General features: G+C 47.1%; 7 protein-coding genes and 1 riboswitch. Of the genes, 4 read left to right on the forward strand and 3 right to left on the reverse strand.

Annotated features, from left to right (window positions below; all coding sequences use genetic code 11):
- Positions 1-2 precede the first annotated feature (2 nt).
- The 4 genes from ACJJIR_RS14565 to tdh all read left to right on the forward strand — a co-directional run bounded on the left by ACJJIR_RS14565 (position 3) and on the right by tdh (position 4,291).
- Complete coding sequence (locus ACJJIR_RS14565; protein ID WP_444896567.1) at positions 3-1,436, forward strand: aldehyde dehydrogenase family protein; 1,434 nt, start codon at positions 3-5, stop codon at positions 1,434-1,436.
- Between the two features lie 65 nt (positions 1,437-1,501).
- A riboswitch (SAM-I-IV-variant riboswitch) is annotated at positions 1,502-1,628 on the forward strand.
- Between the two features lie 58 nt (positions 1,629-1,686).
- Complete coding sequence (locus tag ACJJIR_RS14570; RefSeq protein ID WP_108732493.1) at positions 1,687-1,902, forward strand: hypothetical protein; 216 nt, start codon at positions 1,687-1,689, stop codon at positions 1,900-1,902.
- Positions 1,903-1,980: 78 nt separating this feature from the next.
- Positions 1,981-3,180 carry a glycine C-acetyltransferase gene (locus ACJJIR_RS14575; protein WP_444905890.1) on the forward strand — a complete coding sequence of 400 codons (1,200 nt, stop codon included), beginning with the start codon at positions 1,981-1,983 and terminating at the stop codon, positions 3,178-3,180.
- An 85-nt stretch (positions 3,181-3,265) separates the two neighbouring features.
- Complete coding sequence (gene tdh, locus ACJJIR_RS14580; protein WP_444896565.1) at positions 3,266-4,291, forward strand: L-threonine 3-dehydrogenase, zinc-binding type; 1,026 nt, start codon at positions 3,266-3,268, stop codon at positions 4,289-4,291.
- Between the two features lie 210 nt (positions 4,292-4,501).
- Here the strand turns inward: tdh and ACJJIR_RS14585 are convergent, their stop codons facing one another.
- The 3 genes from ACJJIR_RS14585 to ACJJIR_RS14595 all read right to left on the reverse strand — a co-directional run bounded on the left by ACJJIR_RS14585 (position 4,502) and on the right by ACJJIR_RS14595 (position 12,324).
- Complete coding sequence (locus ACJJIR_RS14585) at positions 4,502-4,813, reverse strand: hypothetical protein (protein ID WP_444905891.1); 312 nt, start codon at positions 4,811-4,813, stop codon at positions 4,502-4,504.
- Positions 4,794-5,354 (reverse strand): N-acetylmuramoyl-L-alanine amidase, encoded by a 561-nt coding sequence (locus ACJJIR_RS14590; RefSeq protein WP_444905892.1) that lies wholly within the window; start codon positions 5,352-5,354, stop codon positions 4,794-4,796. Before ACJJIR_RS14590 ends, ACJJIR_RS14585 begins: the two co-directional genes overlap by 20 nt.
- A gap of 517 nt (positions 5,355-5,871) precedes the next feature.
- Positions 5,872-12,324, reverse strand: a complete 6,453-nt coding sequence (locus ACJJIR_RS14595; protein ID WP_444905893.1) for a LamG-like jellyroll fold domain-containing protein — start codon at positions 12,322-12,324, stop codon at positions 5,872-5,874.
- Positions 12,325-13,856: the final 1,532 nt, after the last annotated feature.

Genomic DNA, 13,856 nt, shown 5'->3' on the forward strand with positions numbered 1-13,856 from the left:
ACATGACAGATTTCAGCAAGCTGCATACCGACAAACTGTTTATCAATGGTGAGTGGCGCGAGCCCCTCGGCACCAGTTCCCATCCTGTGATTAACCCCGCCACTGAAGAAATGATTTGCCAGGTGGTGGAAGGCTCTGCTGAGGATGTGGATATTGCCGTTGCCGCTGCCCGCAGCGCCTTTCGCAAGTGGCGCCATACCAGCGCAGATCAGCGCTCAGCCCTGCTAAATGCCATTGCTGACGGTATGGAAGAGCGCAAGGAAGACTTGATCCAGGCGATCTCACAAACCCTCGGTTGCCCCGCCCATATCACCCGCTGGTTGCATGTGGATGGCCCTATCTACGCCATGCGTTACTACGCCGGTCGCACTTCAATCATGGAAGAGACCGAAAAGGCGGCCCACTCGGTATTAATCCGGGAGCCGATTGGCGTGTGTGGCTTTATTACCCCTTGGAATTACCCTCTGCACCAATTTGTCGGCAAAGTGGCCCCGGCTCTCGCAGCGGGCTGCACCATGATTACCAAGCCTTCGGAAACCACTCCGCTACAGGATTTCGTCATGGCGGAGATTATCCAAGCAGCCGGTGTTCCTGCGGGCGTATTTAACCTGATCCCCGGTGCTGGCTCGGTCGTCGGCGCAGAGCTGTCATCCCACCCGGGAATCGATATGGTGTCCTTTACCGGCTCCACCCGTGCAGGCGTTGAAGTTGCCAAGGCTGCAGCGCCCACAGTTAAAAGGGTAACCCAGGAGCTGGGTGGCAAATCGCCTCTGATTATCACCCCGGATGCGGATCTTAAAGCAGCAGTTCGCTGGGGCTGCGAAGATGTATTCATCAACAGTGGCCAAACCTGCACCGCACTCACCCGTATGCTGGTTCCCGCTGAGCACTATGAAGAGGCGGTGGAAGTTGCCAAGCAGGTGGCTGAAGAAGTGGCCATGGGCACTGATGCCAATGCCTTTATGGGTCCCCTATCCTCCGCTCGCCAACTGGAAATCGTGCGCGGCTACATCAAGAAAGGGATCGAGGAAGGTGCCCGCCTTGTAACTGGCGGCCTCGATCTACCCACCGAACTGGATAAAGGCTTCTATGTGAAACCCACGGTATTTGCCGACGTTCACAACGATATGGCCATTGCCCGGGAAGAAATCTTTGGCCCGGTGACCTGCCTGATCCCCTACAAGGATATGGATGAAGCCGTCGCCATTGCCAATGACACCGAATACGGTCTGTCCAGTGGCGTATGGGCTAAAGACGCCGAAAGCGCCATGCCTATCGTTCGTCGCATTGAAGCGGGCCTGTGCTTTGTCAACGGCGGTGAGTTTAACTACGACGCCCCCTTCGGCGGTTACAAGCGCTCCGGCAACGGACGCGAGTTTGGTGAGGCCGGTCTCGGTGAGTTTATCGAACTGAAATCCGTGCAGCTTCCCGCATAAACTTCTGCACCGCCCTCTAATGGGGGCGGTACTGTTGACTGCTAATCCCCTCCCCGTTATCTTTGCTCGCACATCACGAGAGTGGCTGACGCCAACGCCAACCTGCCGACCGGGGCAAGGTGGTTCTCTCTCTGCGGCACACAAGGCCTGCGGGGAGGATGGGGCTCTACCAGAGCAAACCAACCGGATTAGCGAACATCACTTCGCCGCTTCCACGTCAGTCCTCCATAGTTTTACCATTGGAGGGACCATGTCCGAATCACCGTTTTCCAGTAAAGACATTATCGAAATTCAAATTGCCAGCCAAAGAAGCCACACGGCAGTACGCGCGGTGAGAAGAGGTGATCGTCAGTTGTTGTGGCAACTACTGTTCGACACTGCCGAAGAGGCATTAAAATTTGCCACCAGTTGCCGCGCCAGTGAGCACCCTATTTCGGCCCATGAGGCCTGTGAACTGGCGGGATAAAGTAGAACCAACAGGCGCCGCGAGCTCGCGCCCGTTACCCTGTGCCAAGAGCACCCGACAGGAGCTAAAAACAATACCATGTCAAAGCCAGAACAATTCTTTGAGCACCTGCGCAGCGAACTCAAACAGATCGATGCAGACGGCCTGTACAAACGCGAGCGGATTATTACCTCCCAGCAGGCCGCTGAGATCCAGGTGAACAACGACACCCAGGTACTGAATTTTTGTGCGAACAACTACCTGGGCCTGGCCAACCACCCGGACTTGATTGAAGCGGCCAAACAGGGGCTCGAACAGTACGGCTTCGGCATGGCATCGGTGCGCTTTATATGCGGCACCCAGGACATTCACAAAGCGCTGGAATCGCGCCTTTCTGAGTTCCTGCAAACCGAAGACACCATTCTTTACACCTCCTGCTTCGACGCCAATGGCGGCCTGTTTGAAACACTGCTGGGCCCGGAAGATGCCATCATCTCCGACTCCCTCAACCACGCCTCCATCATCGACGGCGTGCGCCTGTGTAAAGCCAAGCGCTACCGTTACGCCAACAACGATATGGCGGAACTGGAGAAGCAGCTACAGGCCGCAGACGCCGCTGGCGCCAAGACCAAACTGATCGCCACTGACGGCGTTTTCTCTATGGACGGAGTTATCGCCAACCTCAAAGCCGTTTGCGATCTGGCCGACCAGTACAATGCCCTGGTAATGGTGGACGACTCCCACGCAGTGGGCTTCCTCGGAGACCACGGCCGCGGCACCCATGAATACTGCGATGTGATTGACCGCGTCGATATTATTACCGGCACCCTGGGCAAGGCCCTGGGCGGCGCTTCCGGCGGCTTTACTTCTGGCCGCAAGGAAATTATCGACATACTGCGCCAGCGTTCACGCCCCTATCTGTTCTCCAACTCTGTAGCCCCGGCGATCGTCACCGCCTCCCTGAAAGTGTTGGATATGCTGACTGAAGGCGGCGAGCTGCGTGAACAGCTGCGCGACAACTCCGCATACTTCCGCAAGCGTATGTCCGAAGCCGGCTTTACCCTGGCTGGTGCCGACCACCCGATCATCCCGGTGATGATTGGCGATGCTGCCCTGGCGCAGAAAATGGCTGACAAGATGCTGGAGCGCGGTATCTACGTAGTGGGCTTCTTCTATCCGGTAGTGCCCAAGGGCCAGGCCCGCATCCGCACCCAGATGTCCGCCGCCCACACCCGCGAGCAGCTCGACCAGTGTATCGATGCCTTCATTGAAGTTGGCCGCGAACTGAATATTATCTAAACCAAACAGCGGCGCTGATACGGTAATTCTCACAAGGAATTTACCGGAGCGGCGCCGCGCCCTGCCATTTGTAGTTTTAAAAACAATGAAAGCACTATCCAAGCTGAAATCTGAAGTGGGAATCTGGCTCACCGATGTGGAAATCCCCACACCGGGTCACAACGACCTGCTGATCAAGATTCACAAAACCGCGATTTGCGGTACCGACATGCATATCTACAACTGGGATGAATGGTCTCAAAAGACTATTCCTGTCCCTATGGTGGTTGGCCACGAATATGTGGGTGAAGTTGTCGGTATGGGGCAGGAAGTTGCAGGTTTCCAGGTAGGCGACCGTGTTTCCGGTGAAGGCCATATTACCTGCGGCCACTGCCGTAACTGTCGCGCCGGCCGCCGCCACTTGTGCCGCAACACTTACGGTGTCGGTGTAGACCGCCCCGGAGCTTTTGCAGAGTATCTGGTAATCCCCGCGCTCAATGCCTTCAAGATCCCGGATAACATTTCTGACGATCTCGCCTCTATTTTCGATCCCCTCGGTAATGCGGTACACACGGCCCTGTCTTTCGACCTGGTGGGCGAAGATGTACTGATTACCGGCGCCGGCCCTATCGGTATTATGGCTGCAGCAGTCGCCAAACATGTTGGCGCACGCCATGTAGTTATCACCGATATCAATGAATATCGCCTGGACCTGGCACGCAAGATGGGCGCTACCCGCGCCGTAAACGTTGCCAAGGAAAACCTCAGCGATGTGATGAACGAGCTGGGAATGAGCGAAGGCTTTGATGTTGGCCTGGAGATGTCCGGCGTACCCGTCGCCTTCCGCGATATGATCGCGGCGATGAACCACGGGGGCAAAATTGCCATGCTCGGTATCCCCGCAGGTGAAATGGCGATCGACTGGGGGCAGGTTATTTTTAAAGGCCTGATGATCAAAGGTATTTACGGCCGTGAGATGTTTGAGACCTGGTACAAAATGGCCAGCCTGATTCAATCCGGTCTGGATTTAACCCCCATTATCACTCACCAGTTTTCGATCGATGACTTCCAACAAGGCTTCGATACCATGGGGTCTGGTGAATCCGGTAAGGTTATCCTGAACTGGAAATAAGTCCCAATGGCTGCGGGATTGCCCGCAGCCATTCTTTCTCGCGTTATTCCAGCGCCTATACCTTTTGCGTATCAGCAAATATTACCGGCATCTTGTAAAGTCCCAAGCCTACCTTTCCATGCTCTGCCAGCCCTGGACACCCACCAAAGAAGAAATTGGAAAACCGGGGGGTACTTCTTTTGGAATAGCCCCTTATGAGCAGTGGTTTCATCATAGACGGCTTTTGTACCTAGCTCCCAGAACAACCACAAAATATAGAACAGGAATTAACCACCACAAAAAATCCACCAGGATAAAATAAATTTTCTCACCTAAAAATCCATTTTCATCAGTAAACAATACGATATACTTGCTTATATCTTCATGAGAGTTCTCTGTAATTTTATTATCAAATGAAGCCCCCTTCTTAATAGAGAAAGCTACTATTGGGTCATCCGCAAGGCTCACTTCCGCCGTAAATAACTTTACCGCAATCAGCACGCAGAAAAGCATTATGAATATTTTATGGTTTAATGAGCGCATGCTTCACCCTCATTTTATTTATAACATTCATAACAAGGTTACCAGGACAAGTGTATCCTCCATTCGGCAAATACTCTTTATGGCCACCGAGCTTTTTGATTGAAGGGAATGATGTTTTTAGGGTTTTTATTAGTGCATTTGCAGTCGAGATATGAGATTTGGAGAGTGAATCATCAAAATCCCACCATTGCTCATCATAATCCCCCATCAACAACAAACCTATTTTCTTTGTATTAGCCCCAGAAACATGTGAACCCTTATGATAAATTTTTCGCCCTTCATAGATGGTACCATTCGGATGTATTAAGTAATGATACCCAACATCATCCCATCCATTTTTCGTCATGTGTTTTTCTTCAATTCCAACAGGTGAGGTTTCCCCACCATTACCTGAATGATGAATAACAACACTATCGAAATCCCAATCTGACACAAGGTTATTCACTTTTGGGTGTTTCTTTCCCCATTTTGAGCGAATAACTACACTATGCCTCTGGATTATATTTATTCTCTTTTGATGTTGTGCCTTTGAAATACTCATTCCTTTTCCTTTTTATAACTTCCTGGTTATACCGACATCCCGAATTGCCCTAAATAGGGTGGCTCACACTTAGACCGCTCCCCCATAAAACCAGACCACCCCTGAATAATTCAGAGCCGATTTGGTAGAATTCAAATATCGGTCAAGATTACGATGCATCATACAGCAAGTCACCTTTATCAGAGCAGAATATAGCCTCAAACACCATAAAAATCGCCGAGAAGTTCCTTTTTTAAACAGATATCCTTATCCCTTGGCCACGCCTGGATTCAATCTAATCGTCGTAAAGGACCAACTCACCCTTACAGATTTTCTGCCCCTCCGGCACAGATCCTTACGTGCGCTACTAACGCATACGGCTCCTATGACAAGTCAAACACACAGGCGCTGATTTGGGTATATACATTGGATTTTATTAAGGATTTCACGTTACTCCCATGGTTGTTTTTTTGCTAGCGGACAACCTAACCGTTAGAGTACAGGCGGCGAGCTTATTCGCCGCCCGTATCACTCACTATTATTGATACAATTGCAAGGCCCCGTAATAGGTTGTGCTGGCCCCGGTAGTTGCCGAGGTAGCCTCTATCCAGAAACTGTACACACCTTCATCCGAGACCATAATCGCGTTGCCATCACTCTCTTCGTAACCAGTCCACTCCACTTCGTGGGTGGCTACTGCACCATCGCTGTCATTCGCGGCTTGCAGCTGGTTATCGATCAGGGTGATCGCTCCGGCATCTGTCGGGTCACCGATATCCGGCGGTAACAGTTTGAAGGTTACGTAGGAATCCTGATCCAACAAGTAAGCCACTTTCGAGATTTGATCGTAGCTGTGGTACATCAAATAAGGATCGGATTTAACTTCGATATTGGGTGCGTCCAGTGTGCCACTGATACTTGGGTTTATGCCGTCGATAATTACCACATTGGTGGGCAAAATTTCATGCGAAGGTATAAATGCATAAAAAGATCCTCTAGTAAGCACGCCATCAGCAGTGCGTCCATCCCAGGCTAAATAGTGGGAGCCAGCCGCCATGGGAACATCATCGTAGACAACACGGGGAGTGCTTCCATCGGGTGTTACTTCCATAGTCAAACGTATATTTGCCGTGGGTGTGACCTTAGTTTTCATAAAGTCGTTCTGTACAGCATTCATGGTGGTATCCATAGTGCCTGCGAGAATAGTAGTGGTATTGTCTTCGTCCTCAATCACATACACTCCCTCAGCACTACCACTCACTGCGGTGAGATCGTAGGTGTATGCTTCCTCCTGAACGTAATTACCTTCGCCATCCCTGCCATCCCAGCTCAAGGAGTAACTCCCGGCATTTTCAAAGGTTTCCACCACACTGCGAACCAGTACTTCGGTTTGCTCGTCTTTAATATCCAGCGTCACGGTAGCTCCCGCAGATAAATCAAAGTCAATCACCAGACTCTCACCGGCCACTGGATTGACTGTGGTTTGATTACGGCCGACATTGGCAATACTAATCAGATCAAGGATAACTGTTCGAATAATGGTGGTGACATTGCCCGCTCTGTCATTGGCGACCAAACGTATTTGATAGTCGCCAATGGCCGGTGCCTCAACAGTTCCGTCAGTGGAATTCACTACCCACTTAGCCAGTGTACTCTCGCTTACCGCAGACGTTGAAGATCCGAGGTTTACCCAGTTATCGTTGTCGCCATTCAACTGGTAATCCAGGGTGTAGCTAACAAATAAAGAGTCAGTGGCACTGCCCTGGATCTCCAGTTTGGTAGTCCCGCTGGATAAGGTATCACCGTCATTCACATTACTCATTTCTGCTATAGGTGCGGTGTTATCCAGTTCAACCCAAATGGCACCCGCTCGATAGCTGGTATTCTCCGTATCATTTATCTTCAGGAATAAATAGTAACGACCATCATTCAATACGGTGCTGCTAGTGTCGGTGCCATCCCAATTGATATTGATATTTGAACCAGTTCCAGTGAAGGTATTCACCACAGCTCCAGATTCATTACTGACCTGCAGACTCCAGTTACTGCTTGAGCTCAGTGCTGCAGTAATGGTCAATGTATCCTGGCTGCCATCACTGTTCGGAGAAAAGTATTCATAACTTCCGCTTAAGTTGGCTGCTATCGTCCGACTCTCTACTGGCAAGGCATTGCTGTAATCCAACGCAGTCTCTGGGGAGTCTACTGCGATAATATCTACCCCCCACTCTGGCGTAGCACTGCCCCACCAGTTGCCAGTAGCATTGACCAGTAGTGCTGAACTACTTCCGTAATTATTGAGGTACAAACTGCCGTTGGTATTACCATACAAGTCATTTCCGGTAATCGTCGGTGTGGGGTTAATCGCATCATTGCCCGAGCCATTGAGGTAAATACCATAAGTGTTATTGATAAACGCGTTGCCGATAAAACTCGGTGAAGAGGCCCCAGTAACGTAAGCACCGTAATGTAAACCGGTAACAATATTGTCGGTTACTGCAGGTGATGCCGTATCCATGGCTATGCCTGTACCCGCGTAATTCGCATTCTGAATTAAGCTATTGGCGATGGTACCGCTGGCAAACTCTTTAAGGCTGATTCCGCTTTCACTAAAGTCAGTAATAATACTGTTGGTAACGCTGAATGCACTGGGTGAAATGGCGGAGAGTGCGGTTTCTGCATGTTGAATATAGGCATTATCTATATTTACGCTGCCACCACTGGCCACAACTATCCCTTTCCAATCTCCAGCTGCGGGATACTGAGCCTCACTGATGAACAACACTGGTTGGGCACCGGATCCATTGACGATCAAATCACCTTCAACAATAAGCTTAGTGCCTGGATCTGCAAAAACTCTCGCTCCTGGAAGCAATTCTAATCGTGCATCAGAGCCTACGACAGTCTCTTGTATCAAATAATGATCACCAGGAGTTAGGAATAAATCACGTTGGACTCGACCTCGCAGAATAGTGGTGGATACAGGTTCGCTGCCATCAGATATAATCCAATTTGAATAGTCTACCCAAGGGGCTTCTGGAATCGATTCGTGATCATCAATTTTACTAAGAATTTCTATTGGTTGTTCAAATCCCCACCAGTTTTGTGTCGCATCAATAGTAATTTGATTTGCTTCTTCCTCAGTACCATATTTATTGGTATACAAATTTTTATTTATATTATTAAAGATCCTATTATGATTAATCACAGGTCGTGGATGTAGCGCCGGCGAGCTGGCTTTTCCGTTTACTACCAGCCCCCAATCGTTTTCAGTGATATCATTGTTGATAATCAATGGTGCCGGGGCCGGCGATATACTTGCACTATTAGAGATGTAAATACCCAACCTATTTTTGCGTAGTATGCTATTGGTTATGCTGCCAGTGATGAACATGGTTACACCCTGATCGGCTTGCTCTATTAGTGCATAGTTAATAGATGCCGCTTTAGCACTGTTTCGAACGATAAAATCCCCCCACTTTGAATCATCGTATGACGTCAAGGTGACACGCTGTGCTTCAGTACCTCGAATATCCACTTCGCCATATATAGAAATATCCGTAGTTGAGCCTTTAATATTTAATGTGGCTCCCGGTTCAAAAATGAGTTTTCCCGTGTCGTTAACCACTAAGTCTTTAAATAAAAAATGATCCCCTGCAGGCACCACGTATTCTGAATTGATTGGTTCAAAAATCGTCAGAGTTGGCAAGGTCTCTCCCTGCTCATTCAGTGGATTCGATATATCAATCCAAGGTGAACCTTCTCGAGACCTATGATCGTAAATACTATCCAGAATCGTTTTAGCATCTGTAGTGCCAAACCAATTCTTAGTGGCATCGACAACAATCTGGCTTGTTTCAGCTTCAGAGCCAAAATCATTCGTCGTTATACTTTTATTATTGTTATTGAAGATCCGATTATAATTAATCACAGGTCGCGGCTGTAGCGCCGGCGAGCTAGCTTTACCGTATATTGACAGCCCCCAATCGTTTTCAGTGATATCATTGTTGATAATCAATGGTGCCGGGGCCGGCGATATACTTGCACTATTAGAGATGTAAATACCCAACCTATTTTTGCGTAGTATGCTGTTGGTTATGCTGCCAGTGATGAACATAGTTACACCCTGATCGGCTTGCTCTATTAGTGCATAGTTAATAGATGCCGCTTTAGCACTGTTTCGAACGATAAAATCCCCCCACCTTGAATCATCATATGACGTCAAGGTGACACGCTGTGCTTCAGTACCTCGAATATCCACTTCGCCATATATAGAAATATCCGTAGTTGAGCCTTTAATATTTAATGTAGCTCCCGGTTCAAAAATGAGTTTTCCCGTGTCGTTAACCACCAAGTCTTTAAATAAAAAATGATCCCCTGCAGGCACCATGTATTCTGAATTGATTGGTTCAAAAATCGTCAGAGTTGGCAAGGTCTCTCCCTGCTCATTCAGTGGATTCGATATATCAATCCAAGGTGAACCTTCTCGAGACCTATGATCGTAAATACTATCCAGAATCGTTTTAGCATCTGTAGTGCCAAACCAATTCTTAGTGGCATCGACAACAATCTGGCTTGTTTCAGCTTCAGAGCCAAAATCATTCGTCGTTATACTTTTATTGTTGTTATTGAAGATCCGATTATAATTAATCACAGGTCGCGGCTGTAGCGCCGGCGAGCTAGCTTTACCGTATATTGACAGCCCCCAATCGTTTTCAGTGATATCATTGTTGATAATCATCGGTGTAGGGGCAGGACTGACGCTGTTGCTGTTGTCCATATATATGCCTATGCGGGTGGCATGTATTCGATTATTCATTATATTGGCTGAACCATTGAGGTTTACACCAACATCAGCGTGAGAAATAATTGAGTGGAAAATGGATACCATATCAGCATCATGACTAGTCCAGATACCCTTCCATCGTTTACTGGTGCTCAATGCGGTAAAAGTTACCGGATGCTCCTCGGTTCCTTTAACATCTAACCCACCATAGACATCAAATCGAACTTCCTCTTCGAATTCTAGAATCACCCCTGGTTCAATAGTTAATGTTTTTCCTTTGCCAACGTTAATAGGCTCCCGAACCAAATAATTAGCCTGAGGTAAACTAGAGGTCAACTCTAATGCCGCTTGAGTCAATGAAACCTTACCTTGTTGATGGCCACTCAATTCTGCAAACCGAATCGCCTCAAACAAATTGATCTCACCATCATTATCAATATCCTCCAGTGCATCATCCACGAGAGGATTGGTACCATTTTGAACTTCCCAGCTATCCGATAACCCATCATTATCAGTATCACTGATGCATGGACTCGTTCCCTTTTGATACTCAATAAAGTCGTTCAGTCCATCAAGATCCGTATCTGACAGTTCAGAGGATCCACATATTGATCGATCTAAAATATTTTCAAGGCCATCTCCATCACTATCAGGAAAAGCTATCAGGTCCGAATCAAACTCATATGTAGCTTGTTCTACCTCAATAATTGAATAACCGCCTGTGACAACTTCCTGAGAACCGGTTTGATAAGCATTTGAAAAAGGGGCGTAAAAAGCTAGGTAATCTTCGTTGTCATTGGGTGCATGTGTAGCATACTCACTGATTTCTATGGGTGTTAGCTGTTTATTCCAGATCTGAACCTCATCAAAAAGCCCTGTGCTAATTCCTTGTACTTCAGTATTTTTATAAGGCATAGCGCCAATGAATAGCGGGGTAGAACTAGTGCCTACAAAACTATAGCTGAATTCAGCTATCTGCCTACCATTAACATACACAATGGCTTGAGCTCCATCACCCGTCATCGCCACATGGGCCCACTCGTCAGGAACTATGCCGGATGGCACGGAGTTTGTGTAGCCACTCCCCAACCCTGCAAAGATGTCTCCCGTTTTATTTACCCCTAAATACATTCGATGATCGCTGCCGTCATGCGAACCTAACCGTTGATCCTTGTCAATTGCACTGTATTTTACCCAATACATCAGTGTAATTTCTGAGTGTTCGGCGGGGAAGAAGTTTGTTTTTAAATAGTTGCCATCTGCGGCTCTAAAATGCTTAGTTTCAGGGGACGGAACTGGCAATTCAGATCTGGGGGCATTATCAGCATAACCTATATTCCCACCTTCAATTAAAATGCTTTCTATCTCAGAGGTGTTTTCTGCAAATACCGTGTTATTTTGGAATCTATTAAAGTCATAGTGCGCAATTAGCTCTGGCTCATTTACAGGTGGCTTATAATTTGAATAGTATTTTATATGCTCTGGTGATAAGGGCGACTTCCATATTTGCACATCATCTATAACCCCATTAATGCCAGTAAAGTCGCCAGTGTGTCCGCTACGAACCCCTAACCATAAATTAGTTTGGCTTTGCCCGTTAAATTGATAGTCAAATACTGCTTTCTCTTCACCATTTATATAGACTTTAGCTTGTGCACCATCTCCCGTTACCGCAAAGTGAACCCACTCGCCGATTACGATACCAGACGGAACCGTACTACTATAACTATCTCCAACACCGGCAAACAAGTTATTGTTCGCATTTATACCGACATATAAACGATGATTATTTCCATCATGAGTGCCAATCGTTTGAGATTGATCTAACTCGCTAAACTTTACCCAATACATTAAGGTATGGCCAGTATCACCCGTTGGATAGTAGTTCGTGCTGACATAACCAGAATTATAAGAAAGATCTAATGAGAACTGCCCTTCTAGAATTTGATTATCGGCATTTCCATCGCTAACTTCTTGATAGAAATTACCTAATGAAACACTGCGTGATCCATCCATATCAAGATGGCTATCCGCTACATTCGGATTATGATTATTGAGACTTTCCCACTCATCCGACAATCCATCCAGATCCGTATCTGTTAGGAAAAGCGGTATTGAATACGCTGACATCCCTAATAGAGCTGACAGTAGAACAATGATAGCGATCAACAACCGAGGCGAACGTCTCATACGCCATCTATTTAGCATGGTATCTTCCTAAAGTTATAAATTCCATAAGGCGAGTAATATTTTACGTGTATAGTGTAGTGGTCTAACCCTTCCGGACACTTCGCTAAGAACGACATCACTGGTACTGGCTCCAACAATGGAAAGTGCTAGGGGCGATATCTTCACCCAGTATTACTTCACCGTAAGTGAACGCTGAAACACATACCAATGAGAGAAATAGGTATTGCATAAGTCGCTGAGAATTTTTGTGAAATGCAAACGGTCGTGACTGACTATAAACTGCACCGCGCATGAACATGCCTTCCCAATTTGCACCTTAAACCAACTTATACACAAAGAGAACATGGGAAGCTAAACGACGCAGCAATCCAAAGGATCAGCTGAAAAAAAATACTACAGAAATTAAAAGAAAATTGGGACAATCATACCAATTTCTTAATGCTGCATTTCCAACAACAATCCATTCACCCTTTATGCATCTATGCATCACACACTCAACCAAAGCTTTTGAGTGCTTCCTTCCATAAAACCATAACCAACACTTACTCCAAGTGTGATGGTTGGCGTAATTATAACCGGAGCACTAAGAAAGACATCACATAAAATGTATACAGTAATATCAGTCAAGATTATGTGTATAACCCGATAAAACTGACCTTAAAGCGGGCAGGATAGGAGTATCACCTCAATATAAAACTACCCTACAATCCATCTATTATTGTGTGTTCCAATACGTGCGTAGGGTTTTTCCTTGTAGTGGAAACAGGGAGTCCCGGCAGAATTATGAGTATCACCGTCAACGGATCGAAGAGAATAGAATAGAATAGAATAGAAGGCAATTAGCCAAAGTCTTTGCTCACGCTACTACCGACTATGTCGATATAATCACTCACTACCAAAGTGTAATTTTTATCGATTAGACATCTGCAGATGTCTAATCAGATACGAAGGTCATTATTCGCTGGCAGGCGTGCTTGTAACATATCATCTGGTTTGTAAGCTGTATGAATAAGCTTTTCCCTCGCCAGGCTAACGTCTAGGGTAAATACAGTGGTCGCTTTTGGGAAGGGCGCTTCAAGTCTCAGGCATTACTGGATGAACGGACTCTGGCAGCCAGTATGGTTTATGTGAACCTCAATCCCATACGAGCCAAAATGGCCAAAACTCTGGAAGAGTACAATTTTACTTCGATCTAACAACGTATTCAAACCGCAATTTCCGGCAAGCAACCCAAAAACCTATTGCCATTGGTGGGGGAGAACGTCTGAATATGCCTAAGGGCTTGCCTTTCCAGCTGAATCACTATTTGGCACCAATGGACTAGGGTGGTCGGCATTTAGATCCGAGGAAGCACGGCGCCATTTCTCAAAATACACCCCCGATCCTGAATCGGCTGGGTATCTCAGTAAAACACTGGCTCTACCTCAACCGGAACTTTGAAAGCCGATTTAAAAGCTTGGTGGGATCAGCAGAGGCTGTACGAAAAGCCTGCGTTCAGCTCGATAAACGATGGATACATGGGCTGCAAGACTGCCAACGATTTCTTAGCC

This window comes from Microbulbifer maximicatervae (SeqCode), assembly GCF_052467385.1.

Excerpts from the sequence above, each read along its gene's own strand:
- ACJJIR_RS14575 (WP_444905890.1), top strand. The coding sequence starts at position 1,981 with ATGTCAAAGCCAGAACAATTCTTTGAGCACCTGCGCAGCGAACTCAAA.
- ACJJIR_RS14590 (WP_444905892.1), bottom strand. The coding sequence starts at position 5,354 with ATGAGTATTTCAAAGGCACAACATCAAAAGAGAATAAATATAATCCAG.
- ACJJIR_RS14585 (WP_444905891.1), bottom strand. The coding sequence starts at position 4,813 with ATGCGCTCATTAAACCATAAAATATTCATAATGCTTTTCTGCGTGCTG.
- ACJJIR_RS14570 (WP_108732493.1), top strand. The coding sequence starts at position 1,687 with ATGTCCGAATCACCGTTTTCCAGTAAAGACATTATCGAAATTCAAATT.
- ACJJIR_RS14595 (WP_444905893.1), bottom strand. The coding sequence starts at position 12,324 with ATGCTAAATAGATGGCGTATGAGACGTTCGCCTCGGTTGTTGATCGCT.
- ACJJIR_RS14565 (WP_444896567.1), top strand. The coding sequence starts at position 3 with ATGACAGATTTCAGCAAGCTGCATACCGACAAACTGTTTATCAATGGT.
- tdh (WP_444896565.1), top strand. The coding sequence starts at position 3,266 with ATGAAAGCACTATCCAAGCTGAAATCTGAAGTGGGAATCTGGCTCACC.